Raw genomic sequence first — 21,715 nt, 5'->3', positions numbered from 1 at the left:
GACCTTTCTAAGCAGCGACCTTGGTGGACTCGACGTCCTCAGACCCATTATGCGATGTCTGTGCGGCCGCCGCCTTGGCAGCCCACTTGCGCTGATAGCGCCGGGCCCATTTGGTCTTGTCTTTTGGCGGCAGACCGAGCTGGACAATTTGCTTGGCAACACTGAAAAGCTGCTTGGAGAAACGGCCACTGTTGTATTGCAGTCCATATTTGTCGCACAGGTCGCGAACTTCGACGGCGACCTCGGGATAGCGACGGGCCGGAATGTCGGGGAACAAATGATGCTCGATCTGGTACGACAGGTTGCCGCTCATGACGTGGAACAACTTGCTGCCGGAGATATTGGCCGAACCCAGCAACTGGCGCAGATACCACTGGCCGCGCGTCTCGTTCTCGGCATCGGCCTTGTGGAATGTCTCGACCTCAGCCGGGAAGTGGCCGCAGAAAATAATGTTGAAGGTCCAGATGTTGCGCACGACGTTGGCGATGCCGTTGCCGGCGATAGTCGACAAGAAGAACGGTCCGGTCAGCGCAGGGAAAACGACGTAGTCCTTGAGCATCTGTTTGCCGACTTTCTTGCCCGCACGATGCCACTGCTCACGGCCTTCGTCGTCGGTCTTCTTGCCGCGCAGCAGGTCATCCCACGGGCTGCCATGGGCCATGACGCCGAATTCGAAGATGAGCATCAGCGCGATCGCATAGGCCGGGTTGCCGAGGTACTTCCACGCATACGGCTGATCGGAGTCGATCCGGACGAGACCATAACCGATGTCCCTGTCCAAGCCGTGAATGTTCGTGTACGTGTGGTGCTCGAAGTTGTGCGTACGTTTCCAGTCCTGGCTTGGCGCCACGTTGTCCCACTCATAATTGTGGCCGCTGATCTGGGGGTCATTCATCCAGTCGTACTGGCCGTGCATGACGTTGTGGCCGATTTCCATATTCTCGATGATCTTCGATAACGAGAGCGAGGCGACGCCAGCGATCCACGCCGGCGGGATGAACGGCAGGTACATGAGCGCGCGACCGGCGACTTCGAGACCACGCTGAGTTTTGATGACGCGGCGAATGTAGTCGGCGTCGACCTGGCCGAGATCATCGAGAACACGCTGCCGAATCGCGTCGATCTCATTGCCGAACTCTTCGAGCTGCTCATAGGTCATGACGTCGAGGCCGATGGTGGCACGTTTGGTGGTGTCCTGGCCGATGAGCGGCTTGGGTGCTTCGTTGTGATTGTGGGCGGTACCGGGCGCGATACGCGGGCGGGGATGACTCATGGGGTTCTCCTTCGTTGGTCGAGTGAGTTAAAGGGCGACGCAGGCATCGCCGACCGGCGTGCTTACGCAGATCTTGATGACTTCGTCGGTGTTGGCTTGGATCTCGCCGGAGATGACATGTTTGACGGCGCCGTGCTTCTTCTTGACAGCGCAGGTGTTGCATACACCCATGCGGCAGCCGTAGGCCGGCTTGAGCCCGGCTTCTTCGGCCTGCTCCAGGATCGTCTTGCCGTTGTTGGCGACTTCGAACGAGCTCTCGTCGAAGGACAGGGTGCCAGTTGCGTCGGCGGCATCGAGATTGACCTTCGGGACCTTGTAATATTCAATCCGCAGTTGATCGGCGGCACCGATCTCGGTGTAGCTATCGCGAACGGTTTGGATCAGGCCAGCGGGACCACATACAAAGGCCAGAGTCGAGCCGAGATCGATGCCAAGATTTTTGAGGTGTTCAATCGAGTAGCGGCCAGACAGGTGAGCGCTGGCCTCGGGTCGGCGGGTGTAAACCCGAACGACCTTGATGTTGGGCGTGCGGTTGATCGCGTCCAATTCGTCGCTGAACATCTCATCGTCGCGCGACCGCGCGTAGTGCAAGAAGGTCACCTTGCCACGGTGGCCGCCGTCGACCAGCGTCCGTAGCATCGACATGACCGGCGTGATGCCGCTGCCGCCGCTCATGAGCAAGAGGTTGTCGGGGACAACCTCGGGCAAGATGAAATCGCCTTCGGCAGGGGAGAGGTAGACGAGCGTCTTGGGCTTGAGGCCCGAGCGCAGGAATTGTGAGACGTAGCCATCGGGATGCGCCTTGACCGAAACGCTGAAGTGTCCGTCATTGCGATATGCCGAACTTGACACTGAGAACACGCGAACACGGCGTTTGCCCTCGACTTCTACGCCGAACTGGACGTGCTGGCCGGGCTTGAAGCCGGTCCAGGCCCCATTGGGCTTGAGGACGACGGTGCGGGCATTGTCAGTCTCGGCGATGATCTCGACGACGCGGCCGCGAACATTTTGGACCGCAAGCATGGGATGGATCTGGTCGAGATAGTGGTCGACCGTATGGGGAGTTGCCATGGTCGCTACTGCCTTCGAGGCGAGGAGCTTGCGGAGAACCGCCATGGGACACACCCTTTCCTTGAGTACTATTTATGACTTCAGTGTACTGGTGAACAACTGTACACTGAGAATGATGCAGGATGTGCCAGCCAAGCACAAGGGGTGTCGCGGTGATGCCTGACACTAGGTCAACACGTGTACACCGAAAGGAATTGACTAAGGTATGAGCGTGACAATCGAACCGGTGCGTGACAATTCGCGGCAGGCGCAGAAAGAGCGCACGCGTGAAGCGATCATGTCCGCTGCGCTTCGCCTGAGCGCGGAGCAGGGATTTGGGCAGCTCAGCCTGCGTCAGGTGGCGCGCGAGGCCGGCGTCGTGCCGACCGCGTTCTATCGGCATTTTGGCTCGATGGAGGAGCTCGGACTCAGCCTAGTCACTCAGGCGTTCACGACATTGCGCACGATGATCCGCGATGCGCAGCGCGATCCGGAAGTATTCACCAACATCATCGACGCATCGGCCGACATTCTCGTACGCGTGGTCAAGGAGAACAAGGAGCACTTCGGGTTCATCGCTCGCGAGCGGTTCGGCGGGCGGGGCCTCATTCAGCGGGCAATCGTTCACGAACTCGATCTGTTCGTCAGCGAACTTGCCATCGTGCTCGCCCGGTTGCCTAACATCGAGACGTGGTCGAGTGCCGACGTTCAGATGGTGTCTCGGCTGTTCGTGCGCAATATGGTTTCAAATGCCGAGGAAGTGCTCGAAATGCCCGAAGGGCGACTTGATCTGGAGGAGTCGATCAAGGACGGCGCGCGGCGTCAGATGCGACTGATCGTGCTGGGGTTTCGCGACTGGAGGTCGTGACCACCAGCGAATGTCAGTGGGCGCTGTAGACGTTGGCTGCGACCTGTGCGGCGCCGTGCGTCTCTTGCGCACTGGTTGCAAGGCGGTCGAGCGCTAGAACAAAAACGTCGTCGCCGAGCTGATCCTCCAGGTCGAAAAGAATCTCCGGATCAGCGTCGAAGTCGGCCGACCAGGTCACGTGTGAACTCAGCGGCTGTGTCCGCTCGACCTGAATGGTCGCTTTGTGCCCGGTGATCGGGAACGGCGGCTCGGGCATTGAGTAGCAGAGCGTCATCGTCTCGTCATCGCGTGACAGGACGGTCACGACGAGATCGGCTGGCGCCTCGGGCCCATCGGGATAGTGCCGCAATTTCGGGTGCCATTCGGCAAAATCTTCGACAAAGGCCCACACTAATTCGGCCGGAGCTGCGACAAAGGTTCTGCGGGTTATGCGGGGCATGAAGATCCTTCGAGTGCGTCAGGTGGTCTTTCGATTATTTCATTGCTGGGTGGTCAGTTGGGCATTCTATGGTGAGGCACTGGTCACGTTGTCGCGCAGCCCGAGGTCGGCTGCGAGACGGTCGACGACCTGATCGAAGAAGCACTCGTTATCGCTAACCGAGCCGGCAAGATGTCCGAATAGTTCGAAGGAGATTGAGCCAAACAGCGCGGCCCAGGCGGCAACTAGACGGAATGCGACCTCTGGCGTGGCGGTTGCAGCGGGCACCTCGAGGTGGCGGAAAAAGTCGAGCGCGTCCCGCATTGCGGTTTTGAGCGTGGCGTCAGCATTGCCGGCGCGCGGAATGATCGAGGGGTCAGCAGTCTGTGCGTCAAGCACGACGCGGACAAGAACGAGGGTCCCGCGTGCTGCTGCATCGATGGTGACCTGCGGCGCGGAATAGCCCGGGACGGGGGAACCATAGAGCAGCGCGTAGTCACCGGGGTGATCGATCGCCCAGCTGCGGATCGCGCGACACGCAGCCGTCCAGCGCTCGACATAATTATCGCGGACGACGACCGAGTCGTCGGCGTTCTCGACGGTCTCGCCGAGTTCGTTATAGGCCACGATCAGGAGTGCGGTCAGGAGTTCGTCTCGGCTGGCGAAATAACGATAGATCGCCGACGACACCATGCCGACGTCGCGCGCGACCGCGCGGAGCGAGAGTTCGCCGGGACCTTGTTTCGTGAGCCGAAGTCGTGCTGCAGCCAGAATCTCGGCGGTGATCTGAATACGCGCGCGCTGCCGCGCGGTGGGTGCCTTGTCGGTTGCCGCAGGGGTTGTCACATCCCTACCTTGGCGCAAAGTGAGAGCATCTGCAACAAATGAGAGCAATGCTCTTGAAGTTTTTGGAAATATCTGCAACTCTGAACAAGAGAGCGGTGCTCTCACTTCGGTTCTAGGAGAAATCATGAATGATCGACACCTTATTGTCGGTGCCGGCCTGGTTGGCCGTCATGTTGCGAAACTGCTGGCCGACCGCGGATCCGATGTTGTTGTGCTGACGAGATCGGGTACGTCCACCGGAATCGATGGGGTTCAACACATCGCGGCGGATGCTTCGGATCCTGAAAAGTTGAGCGATGCCGCAACCGGGGCCGCCGTGCTCTACAACTGTGCCAACCCCGGTGGCTACACATCGTGGGCGCGGGTATGGCCGCCACTTGCGGCATCGTTCTGACCGCTGCCGAACGATCTGGCGCGGTGCTGGCCAGCACCGGCAACCTGTATCCATATGGCCCGGTGGATGGTCCGATAAGTCAGGGCCTGCCCGATGCCGCCACCGACACGAAAGGACGACTGCGGGCACAAATGTGGGCGAACGCCCGTGCCGCGCACATCGCTGGACGCCTTCGCGCCACGGAGGTTCGGGGTTCGGATTACGTCGGCAGCGGCATTGGTGCCAACGGCCATATCAGCCGGCAACTGCCCACCATTTCGAAAGGTAAACGCGCCTGGGTCCTCGGTTCGGCGGACCAGCCGCATACGTTCACCGACGTGCTCGATGTTGCACGTACCCTGATCGCTGCGGCCGCCGACGACACTGCTTTGGGCCGGGTGTGGCATGTGCCGAGCAATCCCGCGCGAACGCAACGCGAGGCGATCACCGACGTGCTCGCCGCGATGGGCAGGCCGCCGGTTGCGGTCAGTGTCATCCCAGGGCCGGTGCTACGAACCCTTGGGCTCGTGTCACCCATGATGCGTGAGATCAGCGCTTTGTCCTACCAGTGGAACCGCCCCTATGTTCTCGATGACCGGGAGGCACGGGAGCATTTCGGTATCACGCCGACCCCGTGGGACGAGGTTTGTCGCAGAACTGCCCAACCAGCGGCCTAATCGCCAGCCGCACCGCGGAACACCAGCATGCTGCATTCGGTTTTCCACCCCAGGCTCGCATACAGCTGCTGGCCATCAGCCGAGGCCGCGAGTATTCCAGTTGTCGCGCCGTCCTCGATAGCCCAAGCGCTCAGGGAGTTCATGATGATCGAACCCAGCCCACGGCGGCGATAGCGCGGCATCGTCTCGATCCGATCGAAGATCGCATCGGTACCGACGGTCGCCGCGTTTCCGGCCGCGGCCAGATGGTCGCGTTCGCTGACGTGGAGGATGGCCCGAGCGCCATCGAGTTCCCATGTCGACTCGAATCCGGCCGGCAACCCGCATTCGTCGTTGGACAGGCTGCAGGTCATCAATGCCTCGTCGTCGCGGTCGATGACAAGCCCATCATGTGGCTTGAGGTAGGTCTCGGGTTGTCGCGTGAAGACGGTGACGACATCGCGGTTGTCGCCAGCGATGCGGGCTGTGATGACCGCTAATTCGGCGGGGGTGGGCTCGGTCGCTAGGTATTCGAAGCGTCGTGAATCGAGCATCGTCGCAATGCGCACGACGCCGTTGAACTCGGTCCATGGGTGACCTGTGGCTGCCGACCAGCCGGCGACCCAACGCATTGCAAGGTCCTTCACTCGCTCATGGTCACACGGCGTCAGCACACGCGGGGCGGTGGGGGATCAGGTGGTGTGCTTGCCACCGTTCGCACTGTGGCCGGTGACCGCATCAAGCAGCCGGTCGTCGACCTGATCGTAGATGATCGTGCCGATCCAGACGATCAGAATGGTATAGATCCAGGTGCTAAAACCTTCGAGGTTGAAGCTGGCCCGCTCAGTCAGTAGATCGGTCAGCAGCAGCGCCACCCAGACTAATGCGAGGCCGCCGACGAACGTCGCGCCCGACGCATACTTGCGTGCGAGTGCGGACATCGCGCCGCGCAACAGAACCGTGAACAAGCTGACGAGTACGGTGCCGATGATCCACCCGGTGAAGGACAAGGTGAATTTGTCGAACACGATGGCCGCGAGCAGGAACAGAATTCCGTTGGCGGCAAGCGCCAAAGCGATGCGGGTAAGCCACTTCATGGCTCCACACTGGCATGAAGCGCGGTTGGTGCCAATCACCGAAGGCCGGCAATGGCGAGGCCGTCGAAACCGACAGCTGAGGCACTCGGCCACCCAGTTGCGCCTAACGCTCTAGCCGTGCCTAGCGCGATCGGATACGGTCGCCCGTCCTGCCTCGAGCCGTGCGACGGGTACGCGGAACGGTGAACAGGAGACATAATCCAGTCCAACGCTGTCGAAGAAATGGATTGATTCGGGATCTCCGCCGTGCTCCCCGCAGACGCCCAGCTTAAGTTCGGGACGAGTCTGGCGCCCCTCGCGGGCGGCGATCGCGACCAAACGACCGACGCCATCGGCGTCGATGGTCTCGAATGGCGAAATGGTGAAGATGCCCTTGTCCAGATACGCGGCAAAGATTTCTGCTTCTACATCGTCGCGAGAGAAGCCCCACGTCGTCTGGGTGAGGTCGTTAGTCCCGAAGGAAAAGAAGTCGGCAGCATCAGCGATGCGATGGGCGGTCAATGCTGCGCGTGGCAATTCGATCATGGTGCCGATGGGGACATCAAGTGTGACCTCGTGCTCGGCCGTCACTGCCGCGATGATGGCAGAGGCCTCATCGCGTACGAGGTGTAGTTCTGTGACTGAGCCGACTAGCGGCACCATGATCTCCACCAGGGGAGTCTTGCCCGCCTTTTTCTGGTCACAGGCCGCTTCGACGATCGCGCGTACCTGCAGCGCGAAAAGACCGGGCACCATCAGTCCTAGCCGAACTCCGCGCAGGCCAAGCATCGGGTTTGACTCATGTAACCGCTCCACCGCGGCCAACATTTTGGTGTCGGCGTCTGCGGCCGCACCGGCCTCGCCGCGCTCGGCGGCAACGGCAACCTTGACGGCAAGCTCAGTTCGATCGGGCAAGAACTCGTGGAGCGGTGGATCAAGAAGGCGGATCGTCACGGGAAGGCCATCCATCGACTCGAGCAGCTCGCTGAAGTCCTGTCGCTGCAAGGGCAGGAGAGCAGACAGGGACGCCTGTCTTTCAGCAGGGTCATCGGCCAGGATGACTCGCTCAATCAATGACCGTCGATCGCCAAGGAACATGTGCTCGGTGCGGCACAACCCGACGCCTTCGGCGCCGAGACTGCGAGCAACGGCGGCGTCCTCGGCATTGTCGGCGTTGGCACGAACCTCAAGCCGTCGGCACGAGTCGGCGTGGCTGAGCAAACGATCCACCGCACGTATCAGGTCGGCTGTTTCCGCGTTGGCCCCAGCTAAAGCTACTTCCAGCCCATGCGTGGTGTATGTCTCCACCGGCGATGGCACCACCGGTAGTTCACCGACAAAAACCTCGCCGGTCGACCCATCCAGGCTGATCAGATCACCTTCACTCAGTGTTGTATTGCCGATACGTAGGGTTTTGGCCGATGCATCGATGTCCAGCATTTCAGCGCCGCAAATGCACGTCTTGCCCATACCGCGAGCAACCACAGCCGCGTGGCTGGTTTTGCCGCCGCGCGCGGTGAGTATGCCCTGCGCCGCGATCATGCCCTCCAGATCGTCGGGGTTCGTCTCCCGACGTACCAGCACGACACGATCTCCACGCTCGGCCCATTCTCTAGCGGTTGACGAGGCGAATACCACTTTGCCGACTGCAGCCCCCGGCGACGCGGCCATTCCCTTAGTCAACAATTCGCGATCGGCCCGTGCATCGAACTGCGGGAACATTAGCTGGGCCAATTGCTGCCCCGACACCCGTTGCAGCGCCTCGTCCAGCGTTATCAACTGCTCGTCGACCAGTTGTGCGGCAATTCTGAATGCCGCGCCCGCGGTTCGTTTGCCCACCCTAGTTTGCAGCATCCACAACGTGCCACGTTCAATCGTGAACTCGATATCGCACAGGTCACGATAATGAGTTTCGAGGCTACTCATCGCCTCGATCAACTGTCGGTGCGATGCCGCGTCGAGTTGCGCCAAGTCGTCCAAACTCAAGGTATTGCGGATCCCCGCCACCACATCTTCACCCTGGGCGTTGGACAGATAGTCACCGTAGGCGCCGATCCGACCCGAAGCTGGATCACGAGTGAATGCGACGCCGGTGCCGCTGGTCTCGCCCAGATTCCCGAAGACCATCGTGCAGATGTTGACTGCGGTGCCCAACTCTTGCGGAATACGTTCCCGTCGACGATATAGGCGGGCGCGGTCGGTATTCCAGGAGCGGAACACCGCACGGATGGCCATGTCCAATTGCTCACGCGGATGCTGAGGAAATTCGATACCGGAATGCTCGCGGATCGCGATCTTGAAAGTATCGACCAACGACTGGAGTTCCTCGACGTCCAGACCCATACCCAGATCGTCGCCGGATGCCTTGCCCGCTCTGGCCAACGCCTCGGAGAAGATTGTGTCGGGGACCTCGAGAACAGTTTTTCCAAACATTTGTAAGAGCCGCCGGTAGGAGTCCCAAGCGAATCGTTCATCGCCACTTTCCTTGGCTAAGCCTTTGACGCTCGCATCGTTGAGCCCGATGTTGAGCACGGTGTCCATCATTCCGGGCATCGAGAACTGAGCCCCGGAGCGCACACTGACCAGCAGCGGATCGTTGGCGGCGCCTAATGTGCGCCCGACGCTACGTTCCAACTTCCGCAGCGCCGTCGTCACCTGCACACCTAATTCGGCTGGCTCGGTCTCGCGACTCAGGAACTCTCGACATGCGTCAGTGCTGATCGTGAAGCCCGGCGGGACCGGCAAACCCAGACGAGTCATTTCGGCCAGGTTGGCGCCCTTGCCACCCAACAGAGCCTTCTGATCCTTGCTGCCTTCGGAAAATTCATACACATACTTGGTCATGGGAATCTCTCTGCCGAAGGACAACTAATGTGAGTTCGGTCATCTAGGCCCACCAGTTATTAGCGGTCTTGATGTGAATGGCGCCGGACATCTATTTCAGTCGTCGTAAATTTTGGCATTTAGTCGGACCACGATTGACCTGCCCAGTATGACTCGTCAGCTACCAAGATCACCATGAGGGGTAAAGCCTGTAACGACGAAAATTCGACAATCTCGATGCGATTCTTCCCGATGACGGAGTGCGACAGATTGGCCCCGCGACGAGTAGATAAAATCCAAAATGTTGCATTTTAGAAGATTTTGCGGGAAAGTAAAATTGATCAATTCAAGAATTCAGAGGGTGCAGGAATGAAACATGCCGACGAGCGGTTACGCGCTGCTGGTCTGCGAGTTACCCGGCCTCGGCTCGCAATACTGGCCGAGGTGTCTGTCCATCCCCATGCTGATGTCGAGTCGATCGCGACCGGCGCGAGAGCGCGGACCGGATCGCTGTCGACTCAAGCGGTCTATGACGTGGTCCATGCCCTGACCCATGTTGGCGTGTTGCGGCGCATTGAGCCTGCCGGCTCGCCCGCACGTTTTGAGCTTGCGCTGGGCGACAACCACTACCACCACCTCGTCTGTCGTGCCTGCGGCGAGATCGTTGACGTCCCGTGCGCGACTGACAAAGCACCCTGCCAGCGAGGCCGCAGGCTATTTGATCGACGAAGCAGAAGTGACGTTGGGGTATGTGCGCCAGCTGTCGAGAATCCCAGCAGGCATAACGGCCCCCAACAAACCATCGCATCAACACCCCATCGAGTAGAAGAGAACAACAGATGAGCACAGCTGCAAGCGACTCAATTATCGATCAGTACGATGCGCCAGCGCCGCAGAAGTTAGGCCCGCTGACCCCGTTGATCGGCGATTGGGAGGGCAATGTCGGTGTGGACCTCTCATACCACAATCAAGACGATGTGACTGGGCGCACGCCGTATTTTGAGAAGGCCAGCTTCAAGCCGATTCCGGTCCAGGAGAATGGCCAGCAAACGCTCTGGGGATTGAACTACTCCATGACGGCGTGGCGCCACGGCGAAGAAGCTATGGACCCGTTCCACGACGAGATCGGCTTCCTGCTGTGGGACAAAGACAACGGTCAGGTAATGCGCAATGTCGTTTTTGGTCGTGGAATCGCGATTCTGGCGGGAAGCGATGCTCAACCGTGCGATCGAGTGCTCCACTTCGATGCCAAGCCCGGCGATCCGTCGTACGGTATTTTGCAGAATCGTTATCTGATGGGCCGTGCGGAGATCAAGGACTTCACCAGCACCTTCACGCTCAATGATGACGGAACGCTCAGCTACATCGCGGACCTGCTGCTCCGGCTTACGGCCACCGGGACCGAGATGCACCACACCGACGAGAACACGTTGCATCGGGTCAAGCGCTACCATCCGAGCGTCGAAATCGGCTGAACCCCTCGAGGGTTTAGCCTGTCTATGGGCGCCTGAAGACCACCAATGGGATGCGGCGTTCGCGGTACCGGGAGTTACCGAGCGCCCCTCATTTCTTCAATCGATAGGTCGAAGTGCACAACTTTGTGCGAGAGGACAGGGAGGTCCTCAGTGACCTCGCCGACTGGATAGCTAACCGCCGGGATGCACCCGTCGGGATCCGTCCTGCCCGTGTCGGGGAGTTGCCCGAGGTGACCGAGACAGGTATCGGCATCCAGGCGACCTGGGCGGCATTGCATGACGTGATCCTGCCTACGACCTTCCCGACTGACCATCCTCGCTACCTAGCTTTCGTTGGTGGTTCACCAACGCCAGCGGCAATTATCGCTGACGCCGCCCTATCAGCAGCGGCTGTCTACGGGGGCAGCGAACTTGAAGCCGGTGACGTCGTGGTGGCCGAGCGTGTCGCGATTCGTTGGTTGTGCGACCTCGTGGGTTACCCCGCAGAAGCGCACGGCGTTTTCGTGAGTGGTGGGTCACTGGCCAACCTCAGCGCACTGGTTGCTGCGCGGCACGGACGGGTGGCTCCCGGCGGGGGAGTCCCGCAGATCATAATTGCCAGCGGCTCAGTCCATGCCTCGGTCCGGGCCGCCGCAGCGATTATGGGCTGTGCGATGGTATCGGCGGGCTCGTCCGATCGTCCGCTGTGCGGTGTCGATCTGATGTCGGTTCTAGATTCCCTCGATGCCCGGGATGTTGTTGCAGTCGTCGCCAGCGCGGGGACGACGAATACCGGCGCGATAGACGCGCTTGATGAGATTGCCGGCTGCTGTGCTGAGCGGGGAATCTGGTTACATGTTGATGCTGCTTATGGTGGGGCTGCTCTTCTATCGCCGGGTCAGCGCGCTGACTTCGAAGGCATCCAGCGCGCAGATTCGGTCACGATCGATCCACACAAATGGCTTTTTACGCCGTTCGACTGTGCCGCTGTGCTTTACCTAGATCCACGTATTGCCCGGCGAGCCCACCGCCAGCGCGCGGAGTATCTGGACGTTATCAATGGCATTGAGGTCGACAACCCGGCGGACTATGCGGTCCATCTGACCCGTAGAGCGCGCGGACTGCCGTTATGGGCCTCGCTCGTTGCCAACGGCACCGATGCCTATGTGGATGCGGTCGAATGCTGCCTTGCCGTGGCCGGTTATGCGGCGAAGCGGATCGAGGCGAGTCGTTATCTTGAACTGGCAACGGAGCCCCATCTCTCGGTGGTGTTATTTCGACGATTGGGCTGGACCCCGGAGGATTACGCGCGGTGGTCGGTTCAGGCCCGCGCCGGTGGAATGGCTCTGGTGACGCCCACCACTTTTGTCGGTGGCATCGTCTTTCGGCTTTGCTTCGTCAATCCTCTGACCTCCACCGAAGATGTTGATCTCATCCTGAACAGTTTGGAATCTGATGTGTCCACGAAATGAGCCGATAGTTTGCCGTCAGCAGGCCATTGACCCGAGGAGCGGCAAGGAGCCATGCGCAGAAATCGAAACCTCACAGTGAAACGCACCTGGGTTGTCTGGGCCGAAGCCGCAGTCGCGCGACTGGGCTGGGCGGTGCTGATCCTTGGTCTGGTGATCAACCAGATCGCAGAATCGATGTCTCACCAGAAGGGGCCGGCGATCCTGCTGGCTTCGCTGTCAATCTTCTTCCCCTTAATCTTGTTGCGCGTCGTGCTCGCGGTCAGTCTTTACCCTGGCCGCCGCGCGACCTTGCTGCTGCTGCTGGCTGCGATCGCTGCGTGGGCCTTGGGGTCGGTTTGGGTCAATGCTGCGCGAATGGCTGGCGAAGCTGATTTCCCCGCCAATGGTGAATGGCTTTTTCTCGTCTCCTACCTAGGCATGGCTGGCTATTTGCTGCGGGATCTGGACCGTCGCCAGTCACGTCCTGCTCGTGGCTGGCTGGATATCGCCATCATTTGTGGCGGGACCGCCTGCCTCGCGTCTTTGTTACTCGTCACACCGGTTCGACTAGTGTCCGGCCAGGACGGGATCTCTCTCCTGCTGGCATTGGTCTATCCACTCGCCGACGTGATTTTGGCTCTGGTGGTGCTTGGGCAATCACTCCTGTTGATGCGCAATGACCGACCCAAGTCGGTCATGTTGGGCACAGCATTCATCATGATGGCCTGTGCCGATTCAGGATTCGCGCTGCAGGCATCGGCGCGTACCTATGATTTTGGCAATCTCAGCATTGCACTGTGGGGTGGAGGGTTCGCCCTCCTGGTGGCGGCCGCGTGTCGGCCCCAACAATCCGTCATCCGAGCAATGCCCAAAGCGGCTGGCACGACACTCCTGGTTGGCGCCGGAATCGTCGCTCTAGCGGTGCTGACCATTCGCCCGGACGAGACGCTCGCCTACTACACGCTGCCACCAGCGGTACTCACCATGACCGCAGTTGCCGCGCGTATGGCGCTGGCACTCAGGGATGCCAATCGAGCGAATGAGGCGTTCGAAATGTCCCATACCGATGACCTCACGAGATTGCCTAACCGGCGCGCCGTTCGTGCTTGGTTGGGCGAGCGTCTGACCGATCGCAAACCGCTGGCGCTGATGTTGCTCGATCTTGATGGTTTTAAGGAGATCAATGACTCGCTGGGACACCGCGCGGGGGACACCGTCCTGACATTGGTGGCGGTCCGGTTGAAAGAGGCAGTTGACCTGCACGTCCGGGTGGCTCGTCTGGGTGGTGACGAATTCGCGATCATCTTGGACACCACCGACGAGATCGAGCTGTTGGAAATGGCACACGGAGTGCTCAACGAACTCGCCAAACCCATCCTTGTTGAAGGGATCGAGATCTGCCCCTCGGGATCAATCGGTGTCACCGTTGTGCTTGCGGGTGAACACAGCGGCAGCGAGGTCATGCGGCGTGCGGACGTGGCGATGTACCAGGCTAAAAATTCAGGTTTTGGCGCGGCGCTTTATGACGCTGAGCTGGATGAGTTCTCACGGTCGCGACTGCAGTTGGCTGAGGAGTTGCGCAAGGGAATCACTGATGATCAGATCGAAGTTTGGTATCAGCCGCAGATTGATGCGGCCACAATGCAGGTGTCGGGGCTGGAGGCGCTGGTGCGTTGGCGTCACCCCACCCAGGGGCTGATCAGCCCCGTCTCATTCCTTCCCGCCGCCCGACGGGCGGGTCTGATGGGCCAGCTCTCAGAGCTTGTCGCCGCGCGGGCTATCCAAGATCTCCGACTGCGTCAGCAGTCGGGGATCGATCTGCGCGTGGCAATCAATTGTGCCCCGCAAGAGCTGCTGGGGCCGAGCTTCCTCGCGCGGCTCTACGCTTCGATCGTCGATGCGAAGCTTGCTGCGGACTGTGTGGTCCTCGAGGTGACGGAGGATTCTTTCCTCGCCGACCCACAACGCACGCGCGAGATCCTGCACGAACTGCGAAGCAATGGCGTGCAGGTCTCCATCGATGACTACGGCACCGGCTTCTCATCGCTCACCTATCTGCGCAATCTCCCGGTCCAGGAACTTAAGATCGATCGGTCGTTGATCGGCAACGTGGCCACGGACGAACGTATCCGAATGATTGTCGCGTCAACCATCCAGCTCGCCCATGCCCTTGACATGCGAATTGTCGCTGAAGGGGTCGAAAATGCCGCGGACCTCAATTCGCTGGTGGTTATGGGGATCGACATCTTGCAGGGCTACCATCTCGCCCGGCCGATGCCGTCGTCGCAGATCAATCAGTGGGTGCTCGACTGGAACTACACCCACCAATCGGACGAGTCCTTGCGATCGGCAGGCCGAAAGTTTGAACTAAACAGAGAGGAATCATAATGGCTGCTGCTCCGCTGCGGTTCGTGTTCGATCCGGTAGGGGAGGAGCTCGCCGCCGCATTGGGATGTGAGGCGGACGTCTTCATGGAGACCTATGGCAATACGCCCGAGGAGTTCGAGGTCGAGTACGGCCCCTATCGGGCCTCGACCGGCTTTTTCACGATCCTCGAAGACGATGGCGAAGCCGTGGCCACAGTCAGGTTCATCGCTCCTGGACCGGCGGGGCTGAAGACGCTCAACGACACGAGCCGCCCACCGTGGCATGTCGACGGTCTGCGATCGGCGCGGGCGGCTGGTGTCGACCCGGCGCGGACCTGGGACATTGCCACCATCGCGGTCCGCAAGAACGCGGGACGTGGGGGGCTCTGTGCGAGTGCGCTGTATCACGGCATCGTCTCCGCCGCTTTCGCTAATGACATCGACTTCATCGTGATGAACATGGACTCCCATGCACGTCGGTTGTTGACCGCTCTGGGGATGCAAACCCAGGCTTTGCCAGGGACTAAGACCGGTGAATATCTGGGCTCGACCAATAGCACCCCGCTGTGGACCAACCTGTACCAGTTGTTCGAGCGACAGCGTCAAGAGAGTCCGGATGCCTACCGACTGATCTTCCAAGGGATCGGCTTAGACGGCATCGCCATGCCGACCGACTGGAAATGGCATCGCCGAAGCGTGGTTTAGGGCGGGGTGCGAACAACGCGGGTCAGATAACCCGGGACAGCTGCGCACACTCGTCGATCAGACGTTGACCGATCTTGTCGAGTTCGTCGCCAATACGAAATTCCGGCCCCGAAACACCGATGCACGCGGTGGGTTCTGACCCTGAGCCGAAAACCGGTGCTGCAACACCGACGAGTCCTTCTTCGTACTCGCCGAGGGTGATGGCATAGCCGATCGTCCGAATCCGTTCGAATTCTCGTGCAAGTGCAGCTGGTTCGATGATGGTGTGTTGTGTTCGTCGTTCGAGCGGCTCGGTCGGCAGGGCCAAGGCATCGAAGGCATAAAAAACCTTGCCGGGAGCTGAGCAGTGCGACGGCACCTCGACGTCGTTCCAGTTCATGGCACCGATGACGCTCGGTGTATCGACCTGGCTCACATACATCACCGTATTGGACCGGAGCACCGCGAGATTGACCGTTTCGCCAGTTGTCACGCTGATCCGCTCCAACATGGGTTCGGCCGCTGCGGACAGCGCCTCAACCTGATCGAAGTGAGTCGCATAATGCTCGAACAGCGCGCCGGCAACGTAATTCCCTGAATCATCTCGATTGATCAGGTCTTGGCGAATGAGTGCGTTGAGCAATCGCGAAGCAGTCGAGCGTGGCAGGTCGGTCAGCTCCACTAGGTGGCGATAACTGACGGACTCCGGTGCGTGAACGATGATCGACACCAGCTGCGCCGCCCGGTCGAGCGCTTGGGTGCCGCTGGCGGGTTGCATCGACGGCTTCTGGAAAAGTTCCATATTGTGGAACACAATACTCACAATGTGGTGATAATCTCAAGTCATAACGTCACGTCGAAGGGGCGAAACTAAAATGATCCGCATCTGTGCACAAAATGAGATCACGGCCGGCGAGGGGATGCGGGTCGACAGCATTAGCCCCCCGATTGCGATCTTCCGTACCGAGGACGACGAATTTTTCGCCGTTGACGATACCTGCACTCATCAGGACGCATCCTTGGCCGACGGCTGGCTGGAGGGATGTGAGATCGAGTGCCCGTTGCATGCCTCGAAATTCAACCTTCGTACCGGACTGGTCGATGCGCCACCAGCGAAATTGCCCATTCGCGTCCATGAGGTGACGCTGTCCGATACCGATGTCTATGTGACGCTGTCGACCGATGCACCCAATCTTCCGCCAGGCATCTCGGCGGTGGCATCATGACTCGGGTGCCAGGATCTGTCCTTATCGTCGGCGCGAGTCTCGCGGGCTACTCAACCGCGCGGGCACTTCGCCAGCGTGGGTTCGATGGGCTGATCCATCTCGTCGGTGATGAGCTTGAGCGTCCCTACGATCGTCCACCGCTGTCGAAGGACTTTCTGCTGGGGACGGTGAATGAGGCCGACCTCGCGCTGGAGCCTGACGAAGAAGAACTTCACGTGACTTGGTCGTTGGGACACCGCGCGGTCGCGCTGGATCCGGCAGCGGGAGTTGCGACGCTCGATGACGGCGGAATTGTCCGCGGTGACGCAGTTGTCGTGGCTACCGGATCGCGCGCACGAGCGTTGCGGCCCGATCTCGCCGGCGTGCACACCGTACGAACCTTGGCCGACGCCCGTGCACTCCGTGACGAACTTATCGACGGCGCGCGTCTCGTGGTGATCGGCGGCGGATTCATTGGTGCAGAGATCGCTTCGACCGCGCACACACGGGGCCTGAGTGTCACGGTCGTTGAGGCCGCCGATGTGCCGTTCGAAGGACCACTCGGCGGGGAAGTCGGAGCCGCCATCGCAGGTCTGCATGCAACCCACGGCGTCGAGCTGATCGTTGGGACGCCAGTACTCGCGATTCGGGGCGAAGGGCGAGTCAGTGGGGTCGAACTCGCTGACGGTCGACTGCTCGATGCTGATGTCGTTGTGGTGGGCATCGGCGGCATTCCCAATGTCGAATGGCTTGAGGGCTCGGGGCTCTCGATCGACCGGGGACTGCTCTGCGACGCGGACGGGCGTACGGACTCACCGCACGTCTTCGGCGTCGGCGACTGCGCGGCGTGGTTCGATCCGGAGTACGGGCAGCACCGCCGCATTGAACACTGGACCGAAGCCAGAGATCGCCCACTTGCCATGGTCGATGCGCTCTTGGCGGGATCAGGCGAGCGGCCAGAGGGTGTGACGCATCGCGCGCCTTACTTCTGGTCGGAACAATATGGCGTACGCATCCAATACGCCGGCCGCAGACACGGCGACGAACGCGTGTCCTTCGAGGCCGGAAGTGCCATGGGTGAGGACCTACTCGCGGTCTACTGGCGCGGCGATGAGCCCGTGGCGGTGCTGGGAATGAACCAGCCGAAACTCTTCAACCGCTGGCGTCGGGCACTGCGGACTAACTTCGTGACCAGGCAGGACGTGCTCGTATGACCACCACGCAGGACGTTGGCAGCCTGATCAGGACGTTGCCCGGGAGTGCCTACACCGATCCGGAGGTCTTCGCGAAGGAATGTGAGCGGATCTTCGAGGCCATGTGGTTCTGCGTCGCGCGTGGCAGTGACATCCCGACCCCCGGATCATTTCGAACCGTGCAAGTGGGGTCGGAATCGATCATCGTCTCGCGATCGCGTCGTGGTGAGGTCCGTGGCTTCTTCAACGTGTGCCGCCACCGCGGTGCCAGACTTTGCTTGGACGATGTGGGCGCGGTCAGCCGGTCCTTTCAATGCCCCTATCACGCGTGGACGTATGACCTAGATGGGAAGCTCATTGCCGCCCCCAACCTAACCAAGATGCCCGACATCGATCGGGAGGAGTACGGACTTAAGAAGGTCCAGGTCCGGGAATGGCTCGGAAATGTCTGGGTCTGCTTGGCCGACGAACCGGTTAGCTTTGAAGAAACGGTCGAACGCGATGTGATCGATCGCCTCGGGGAACTCGGCAATATCGACCGCTACGACATTGCATCGCTGGCCATTGCCCGACGTATCAACTACGAGGTCAAAGCCAACTGGAAACTCATCATCGAAAACTTCATGGAGTGCTACCACTGCGCGACCATCCACCCTGAGCTCACCGAGGTGCTTCCTGAGTTTGCCGATGGACTGGCCGCGCAGTTCTTCGTGAACCACGGTGCCGCGTTCGGGCCGGAGATCAACGGGTTCACCGTCGACGGTAGCGAAGGTTTTGAGCGCTTGCCCGGTATCGATGATGGCCAAGACCGCAAATACTTTGCGCTGACGGCCAAGCCGCAGGTGTTCATCAATTTGGTGCCTGATCATGTCGTGTTCCACCGGCTTTACCCACTGGCTGCCGACCGCACGCTCGTCGAATGCGATTGGCTCTACCTGCCCGGTGTTGTCGAATCGGGGCGCGATGTCAGCAAGTCGGTCGAATTATTCGACCGTGTCAATCGGCAGGATTTCGACGCCTGTGAGCGTTGCCAGCCGGCGATGTCGTCCCGGATATATGCCGATGGCGGCGTGCTGGTCCCGAGTGAGCACCACATCAGTGCTTTTCACGACTGGGTACAGGACAAACTCGCCTGAACAAGCCTTGAGGTTAAGGCGGCTGACGCTGGGAGCTTTCATCGGTCGCTCCGGCGGCGCGACCGCGGACGTAAATTATTCCCAATCGAAATGATTCTCGGCCCATGCCCAGTCGATGCGTTCCTGCTCGAGTCGGAGCCGCTCGGCATGCCGCCCGTTCAGTAGATCGACGTATACCTGATTCTCTGCAGCAGTGAGTCTATTGAGCGTGGCCGATGTTGGCGATGGCTCGCTACCCCAACGATCGCGATGTGCGATGAGGGTTTCATGGTCCATCAGGAAACTCGTGGTCTTCGGCAGCTGGGAGTGTAGTCGATCAAGGATGGCGAATCCGTGGGTATCGAGGTCGCCCCAATAGTGGACTTCGGCCTCCTGCAGCCAAGGGAGTGCGCCGGGATGGTCGACCGCGAAGCCGGCGCCGAAGATCACCACGCCTCCGGTTGGTACCGGCATGCTCAGGTAGGTGATCTCATTTTCGATGATGATCGCAGTTCGGGTGGCCGTCCGCACAGCGGAAAGCTCATCGAGTCTGAAGCTACCTTCGGACAGATGGCCGGGGCGACGGCCCGCACCGGCTTGGACAAAACCCAGTCGCGCACTGGTGGTGCCGACGTGGTCAGCCGCAGAACGTGATCGAAGGCGGCGACCTCGGCGTCGACACCGAGCAGCGCCCAGGCTTGATCCCAGGCTGAGATGATTGCGTGCGACGGGAGTTGATTGCGGCCGACGAGGCGCCCGCCGATCTGCTTGTACACGATCTTGTAGCGCTGGCGACCCCGTACGGACGCGCCGCTTTCGAGGTCCGCAATCCAGGCTCGCACATTCGCGAGATCATCGCCGATCTGTGCGGCTTTCGGCCCACGCAATGGCACCGAGATCGGCTCGAACGGCCTGTCGGCGGCGTGGGCCTGCAGGAGCGATCCGTCGGTCCAACGACGACGGACCTTGGCGCGGATGTCGGCCGGCGTGGTCCAGTTGTGCGCGGCTTTCAGAACATGCTCATTGCTCACGGGTTGCTGCTGTCTCGTTGGGCGTGGAACTCCTCGATCGTCAATGTCTGCAGCCGCGAGTAGCTGCCGGTGGGGTTGGACCTCGGCCACCGTCATCGCGGCAGTCGAAATCACCGTCAAGGATGTGGCTCACCCCGATGCCAAACCGACACTCAAACGAAATCGATTCACCGCCGACCTCGTCAAGGTCCGTGGCGTGTGGAAACTCCAGAACCTGCAGCAAGTGGCGGTGAACCTGTCATGACGATCGTGCGCAAATATGGCCTTACCGTCGGTGTCGCGGTCATGTTGATCGTGGGAATGCTCGGCTGGTGGATGACGATCGACGCCCGCACCGATTCGGCCGCGCAGAACCATGCGGTGGTTGACAAGACCGCGAGCAAGAAGGTCAAGACCGAGGTATCGGTCGCATTGACCCAGGTGCTCACCTATGACTACAACGATCCGAAGGCCACCGAGGCAGCCGCTGAAAAGGTGCTGTCCGGTGATGCGCGCAAGGAGTACGACACGCTCTTCGCGTCGCTTCAAAAGCGTGCACCTGGACAAAAGCTTGTCCTGACCGCGCAAGTCACGGCTGCTGGCGTAAAGCAACTCCATGTTGACAGTGCCAAGCTTTTGGTGTTCCTTGACCAGTCGAGTCAGCGCGCCAGCGACAAAGAAGCCAGCGTCTCGGCCGCCCAGCTATCGATCACCGCCAAGCAGAGCAACGGGAAGTGGAAGATCACCCAACTCAAACCGCTCTGATGCTAGGCGGGATCGCTCACATCAGCGAGCGTTCCCACTGCCGGCTACGGGTCGCCGTGCACCGGTGCCCTCGTTCCGGGAAGCTGCTTCTCCCGGTGGGTCCCCGGACTCGTCGCGGGTACGGCTTTGCGTCATTGCCCGCCAATCCTGAGGTGCTAACCGTTCGCTCTGAACGCGCCGAGACTCCAGCACGCTTCTTACCCACTACATTCGACCAGCCGAGACACTCGCATTCGCCATCAGCCGTGACCTCTGATGGAGAGACTCGTTTGGTCCGCGCTGCGTGCCGGATCGGGGGCTACCCACGCACGGAAATTCTTGTCCCGCTTTGTGATCTCCGCTGGGCTTATGTTCCTTTGGTCGCCGTGCACAGAAACACGCCGAACTCGCGGTCGCCCTTGAGGATGGTTGTGGCGTCGACGAAACTCACGTTGGCGAAGCCAGCGCTAACTAGCTGTTCGGTAAGGCGCTGCCTGTTGAATCCGTGATGTCCGTCAAAGTCGACTTTGTCGGCGTGGAAAGCGCCGTCGGGATCCTCGTCAAGGTCCGCGATGGCCAACCGACCGCCGTCGACCAGCAGCCCGGAAACGGACTGCAACAGCCCATCCAGGTTCTGCACGTGGTGCAACGCCATCGAGCTCCACACCACGTCGTAGGCCCCATCGAACCGGTCTACCGTCAGGTCTACCTGGACAGCGCGCAGTCGGTCACTGAGCCCGGCCGCCTCGATCCGCTGCCGTGCGACCTGCACCATTCCGGAGGAGAGGTCGATCACTACTACGGAGCCGACCGAGTCGGCGAGCAAGATGCTCAGCCTGCCGGTGCCACCGCCGACGTCAACAGCACTCATCCGAGGGTTGAGGTTCACGGCCGCCTTGATGGCCTGGGCCACCGCCAACTGCCGTTCCTCGTGGCCGGGTTTGTCGTCCCACGCCGCTGCCTCGTCGTCGAATCGCTTGTGTTCGTTCATGCGCTCGAGCCTAGCCCCGGCGCTGCCAGCCGCGGCGGCCTACTGGACGGGGCAAACCCCGACGGCGCCTGACCGCAGTCACTTGCGGCACTATGACGCGACATGCCTGCTGGTGTGAG

At 60.5% G+C, this 21,715-nt stretch carries 24 protein-coding genes; 13 read left to right on the top strand and 11 right to left on the bottom strand.

What is annotated here, in order from left to right; all coding sequences use genetic code 11:
• Window positions 1-7 precede the first annotated feature (7 nt).
• Complete coding sequence (locus AC2YB9_RS11785) at window positions 8-1,273, bottom strand: fatty acid desaturase family protein (RefSeq protein ID WP_487265540.1); 1,266 nt, start codon at window positions 1,271-1,273, stop codon at window positions 8-10.
• Between the two features lie 27 nt (window positions 1,274-1,300).
• Entirely contained in the window at window positions 1,301-2,389 is a 1,089-nt protein-coding gene (locus AC2YB9_RS11780; RefSeq protein WP_487265539.1) for a ferredoxin reductase, read from the bottom strand.
• Between the two features lie 160 nt (window positions 2,390-2,549).
• Here AC2YB9_RS11780 and AC2YB9_RS11775 point away from each other — a divergent pair, with 160 nt between their 5' ends.
• Window positions 2,550-3,191 (top strand): TetR family transcriptional regulator, encoded by a 642-nt coding sequence (locus AC2YB9_RS11775; protein ID WP_487265538.1) that lies wholly within the window; start codon window positions 2,550-2,552, stop codon window positions 3,189-3,191.
• Between the two features lie 13 nt (window positions 3,192-3,204).
• Here the strand turns inward: AC2YB9_RS11775 and AC2YB9_RS11770 are convergent, their stop codons facing one another.
• Entirely contained in the window at window positions 3,205-3,630 is a 426-nt protein-coding gene (locus AC2YB9_RS11770) for an SRPBCC family protein (RefSeq protein ID WP_487265537.1), read from the bottom strand.
• 66 nt (window positions 3,631-3,696) lie between these two features.
• Window positions 3,697-4,455, bottom strand: a complete 759-nt coding sequence (locus AC2YB9_RS11765) for a TetR/AcrR family transcriptional regulator (RefSeq protein ID WP_487265536.1) — start codon at window positions 4,453-4,455, stop codon at window positions 3,697-3,699.
• 124 nt (window positions 4,456-4,579) lie between these two features.
• Here AC2YB9_RS11765 and AC2YB9_RS11760 point away from each other — a divergent pair, with 124 nt between their 5' ends.
• Both AC2YB9_RS11760 and AC2YB9_RS11755 read left to right on the top strand, forming a co-directional pair.
• Window positions 4,580-4,849, top strand: a complete 270-nt coding sequence (locus AC2YB9_RS11760) for an NAD-dependent epimerase/dehydratase family protein (RefSeq protein ID WP_487265535.1) — start codon at window positions 4,580-4,582, stop codon at window positions 4,847-4,849.
• Window positions 4,822-5,505, top strand: coding sequence for a Rossmann-fold NAD(P)-binding domain-containing protein (locus AC2YB9_RS11755; RefSeq protein WP_487265534.1), 684 nt, complete (start codon window positions 4,822-4,824; stop codon window positions 5,503-5,505). The genes AC2YB9_RS11760 and AC2YB9_RS11755 overlap by 28 nt, the downstream gene beginning before the upstream one ends.
• On the opposite strand, the gene AC2YB9_RS11750 is transcribed toward AC2YB9_RS11755, so the two are convergent.
• The 3 genes from AC2YB9_RS11750 to ppdK all read right to left on the bottom strand — a co-directional run bounded on the left by AC2YB9_RS11750 (window position 5,502) and on the right by ppdK (window position 9,404).
• On the bottom strand, window positions 5,502-6,116 hold the full coding sequence (locus tag AC2YB9_RS11750) for a GNAT family N-acetyltransferase (protein ID WP_487265533.1): 615 nt from the start codon (window positions 6,114-6,116) through the stop codon (window positions 5,502-5,504). The two genes, AC2YB9_RS11755 and AC2YB9_RS11750, sit on opposite strands and share 4 nt — an antisense overlap.
• 60 nt (window positions 6,117-6,176) lie before the next feature.
• Window positions 6,177-6,581, bottom strand: a complete 405-nt coding sequence (locus AC2YB9_RS11745; protein ID WP_487265532.1) for a hypothetical protein — start codon at window positions 6,579-6,581, stop codon at window positions 6,177-6,179.
• 111 nt (window positions 6,582-6,692) lie between these two features.
• On the bottom strand, window positions 6,693-9,404 hold the full coding sequence (gene ppdK, locus AC2YB9_RS11740) for a pyruvate, phosphate dikinase (RefSeq protein ID WP_487265531.1): 2,712 nt from the start codon (window positions 9,402-9,404) through the stop codon (window positions 6,693-6,695).
• Window positions 9,405-9,752: 348 nt separating this feature from the next.
• On the opposite strand from ppdK, the gene AC2YB9_RS11735 reads away from it, so the two are divergent.
• The 5 genes from AC2YB9_RS11735 (at window position 9,753) to AC2YB9_RS11715 (ending at window position 15,359) form a co-directional block, all read left to right on the top strand.
• Entirely contained in the window at window positions 9,753-10,226 is a 474-nt protein-coding gene (locus AC2YB9_RS11735) for a Fur family transcriptional regulator (protein WP_487265530.1), read from the top strand.
• Complete coding sequence (locus AC2YB9_RS11730; RefSeq protein ID WP_487265529.1) at window positions 10,223-10,858, top strand: heme-binding beta-barrel domain-containing protein; 636 nt, start codon at window positions 10,223-10,225, stop codon at window positions 10,856-10,858. Before AC2YB9_RS11735 ends, AC2YB9_RS11730 begins: the two co-directional genes overlap by 4 nt.
• A 230-nt stretch (window positions 10,859-11,088) precedes the next feature.
• Window positions 11,089-12,309 (top strand): pyridoxal phosphate-dependent decarboxylase family protein, encoded by a 1,221-nt coding sequence (locus AC2YB9_RS11725; RefSeq protein WP_487265528.1) that lies wholly within the window; start codon window positions 11,089-11,091, stop codon window positions 12,307-12,309.
• A 51-nt stretch (window positions 12,310-12,360) separates the two neighbouring features.
• On the top strand, window positions 12,361-14,676 hold the full coding sequence (locus AC2YB9_RS11720) for a putative bifunctional diguanylate cyclase/phosphodiesterase (RefSeq protein ID WP_487265527.1): 2,316 nt from the start codon (window positions 12,361-12,363) through the stop codon (window positions 14,674-14,676).
• A complete protein-coding gene (locus tag AC2YB9_RS11715) occupies window positions 14,676-15,359 on the top strand; it encodes a hypothetical protein (RefSeq protein ID WP_487265526.1) in 684 nt (227 codons plus the stop codon). The genes AC2YB9_RS11720 and AC2YB9_RS11715 overlap by 1 nt, the downstream gene beginning before the upstream one ends.
• A 22-nt stretch (window positions 15,360-15,381) precedes the next feature.
• On the opposite strand, the gene AC2YB9_RS11710 is transcribed toward AC2YB9_RS11715, so the two are convergent.
• Window positions 15,382-16,161 (bottom strand): IclR family transcriptional regulator, encoded by a 780-nt coding sequence (locus AC2YB9_RS11710; protein ID WP_487265525.1) that lies wholly within the window; start codon window positions 16,159-16,161, stop codon window positions 15,382-15,384.
• A gap of 52 nt (window positions 16,162-16,213) precedes the next feature.
• On the opposite strand from AC2YB9_RS11710, the gene AC2YB9_RS11705 reads away from it, so the two are divergent.
• From AC2YB9_RS11705 to AC2YB9_RS11695, 3 genes are read left to right on the top strand one after another with little or no spacing between them, the layout of a single operon-like run.
• A complete protein-coding gene (locus tag AC2YB9_RS11705) occupies window positions 16,214-16,564 on the top strand; it encodes a bifunctional 3-phenylpropionate/cinnamic acid dioxygenase ferredoxin subunit (RefSeq protein WP_487265524.1) in 351 nt (116 codons plus the stop codon).
• Window positions 16,561-17,757: an NAD(P)/FAD-dependent oxidoreductase gene (locus tag AC2YB9_RS11700; RefSeq protein WP_487265523.1), complete on the top strand. Its 1,197-nt coding sequence runs from the start codon at window positions 16,561-16,563 to the stop codon at window positions 17,755-17,757. Before AC2YB9_RS11705 ends, AC2YB9_RS11700 begins: the two co-directional genes overlap by 4 nt.
• On the top strand, window positions 17,754-18,872 hold the full coding sequence (locus tag AC2YB9_RS11695) for an aromatic ring-hydroxylating oxygenase subunit alpha (RefSeq protein ID WP_487265522.1): 1,119 nt from the start codon (window positions 17,754-17,756) through the stop codon (window positions 18,870-18,872). Before AC2YB9_RS11700 ends, AC2YB9_RS11695 begins: the two co-directional genes overlap by 4 nt.
• Before the next feature lie 75 nt (window positions 18,873-18,947).
• On the opposite strand, the gene AC2YB9_RS11690 is transcribed toward AC2YB9_RS11695, so the two are convergent.
• Both AC2YB9_RS11690 and AC2YB9_RS11685 read right to left on the bottom strand, forming a co-directional pair.
• A complete protein-coding gene (locus AC2YB9_RS11690) occupies window positions 18,948-19,382 on the bottom strand; it encodes a Wadjet anti-phage system protein JetD domain-containing protein (protein ID WP_487265521.1) in 435 nt (144 codons plus the stop codon).
• Window positions 19,328-19,882 carry a DUF3322 domain-containing protein gene (locus AC2YB9_RS11685; protein ID WP_487265520.1) on the bottom strand — a complete coding sequence of 185 codons (555 nt, stop codon included), beginning with the start codon at window positions 19,880-19,882 and terminating at the stop codon, window positions 19,328-19,330. The genes AC2YB9_RS11690 and AC2YB9_RS11685 overlap by 55 nt, the downstream gene beginning before the upstream one ends.
• 43 nt (window positions 19,883-19,925) lie before the next feature.
• Here AC2YB9_RS11685 and AC2YB9_RS11680 point away from each other — a divergent pair, with 43 nt between their 5' ends.
• Entirely contained in the window at window positions 19,926-20,126 is a 201-nt protein-coding gene (locus tag AC2YB9_RS11680; protein WP_487265519.1) for a hypothetical protein, read from the top strand.
• Window positions 20,123-20,626: a hypothetical protein gene (locus tag AC2YB9_RS11675; RefSeq protein WP_487265518.1), complete on the top strand. Its 504-nt coding sequence runs from the start codon at window positions 20,123-20,125 to the stop codon at window positions 20,624-20,626. The genes AC2YB9_RS11680 and AC2YB9_RS11675 overlap by 4 nt, the downstream gene beginning before the upstream one ends.
• A 346-nt stretch (window positions 20,627-20,972) precedes the next feature.
• Here AC2YB9_RS11675 and AC2YB9_RS11670 read toward each other — a convergent pair whose 3' ends face one another.
• On the bottom strand, window positions 20,973-21,596 hold the full coding sequence (locus tag AC2YB9_RS11670) for a class I SAM-dependent methyltransferase (RefSeq protein ID WP_487265517.1): 624 nt from the start codon (window positions 21,594-21,596) through the stop codon (window positions 20,973-20,975).
• Between the last annotated feature and the right edge of the window lie 119 nt (window positions 21,597-21,715).

Source organism: Aeromicrobium changchenzhani, assembly GCF_057586615.1.
The sequence above is the reverse complement of the archived record's forward strand: the minus strand, read 5'-3'. Positions and strand labels throughout refer to the sequence as shown.

Excerpts from the sequence above, each read along its gene's own strand:
- AC2YB9_RS11785 (WP_487265540.1), bottom strand. The coding sequence starts at position 1,273 with ATGAGTCATCCCCGCCCGCGTATCGCGCCCGGTACCGCCCACAATCAC.
- AC2YB9_RS11780 (WP_487265539.1), bottom strand. The coding sequence starts at position 2,389 with ATGGCGGTTCTCCGCAAGCTCCTCGCCTCGAAGGCAGTAGCGACCATG.
- AC2YB9_RS11775 (WP_487265538.1), top strand. The coding sequence starts at position 2,550 with ATGAGCGTGACAATCGAACCGGTGCGTGACAATTCGCGGCAGGCGCAG.
- AC2YB9_RS11770 (WP_487265537.1), bottom strand. The coding sequence starts at position 3,630 with ATGCCCCGCATAACCCGCAGAACCTTTGTCGCAGCTCCGGCCGAATTA.
- AC2YB9_RS11760 (WP_487265535.1), top strand. The coding sequence starts at position 4,580 with ATGAATGATCGACACCTTATTGTCGGTGCCGGCCTGGTTGGCCGTCAT.
- AC2YB9_RS11755 (WP_487265534.1), top strand. The coding sequence starts at position 4,822 with ATGGCCGCCACTTGCGGCATCGTTCTGACCGCTGCCGAACGATCTGGC.
- AC2YB9_RS11750 (WP_487265533.1), bottom strand. The coding sequence starts at position 6,116 with ATGCGTTGGGTCGCCGGCTGGTCGGCAGCCACAGGTCACCCATGGACC.
- AC2YB9_RS11745 (WP_487265532.1), bottom strand. The coding sequence starts at position 6,581 with ATGAAGTGGCTTACCCGCATCGCTTTGGCGCTTGCCGCCAACGGAATT.
- ppdK (WP_487265531.1), bottom strand. The coding sequence starts at position 9,404 with ATGACCAAGTATGTGTATGAATTTTCCGAAGGCAGCAAGGATCAGAAG.
- AC2YB9_RS11735 (WP_487265530.1), top strand. The coding sequence starts at position 9,753 with ATGAAACATGCCGACGAGCGGTTACGCGCTGCTGGTCTGCGAGTTACC.
- AC2YB9_RS11730 (WP_487265529.1), top strand. The coding sequence starts at position 10,223 with ATGAGCACAGCTGCAAGCGACTCAATTATCGATCAGTACGATGCGCCA.
- AC2YB9_RS11720 (WP_487265527.1), top strand. The coding sequence starts at position 12,361 with ATGCGCAGAAATCGAAACCTCACAGTGAAACGCACCTGGGTTGTCTGG.
- AC2YB9_RS11715 (WP_487265526.1), top strand. The coding sequence starts at position 14,676 with ATGGCTGCTGCTCCGCTGCGGTTCGTGTTCGATCCGGTAGGGGAGGAG.
- AC2YB9_RS11705 (WP_487265524.1), top strand. The coding sequence starts at position 16,214 with ATGATCCGCATCTGTGCACAAAATGAGATCACGGCCGGCGAGGGGATG.
- AC2YB9_RS11700 (WP_487265523.1), top strand. The coding sequence starts at position 16,561 with ATGACTCGGGTGCCAGGATCTGTCCTTATCGTCGGCGCGAGTCTCGCG.
- AC2YB9_RS11695 (WP_487265522.1), top strand. The coding sequence starts at position 17,754 with ATGACCACCACGCAGGACGTTGGCAGCCTGATCAGGACGTTGCCCGGG.
- AC2YB9_RS11680 (WP_487265519.1), top strand. The coding sequence starts at position 19,926 with ATGTCTGCAGCCGCGAGTAGCTGCCGGTGGGGTTGGACCTCGGCCACC.
- AC2YB9_RS11675 (WP_487265518.1), top strand. The coding sequence starts at position 20,123 with ATGACGATCGTGCGCAAATATGGCCTTACCGTCGGTGTCGCGGTCATG.
- AC2YB9_RS11670 (WP_487265517.1), bottom strand. The coding sequence starts at position 21,596 with ATGAACGAACACAAGCGATTCGACGACGAGGCAGCGGCGTGGGACGAC.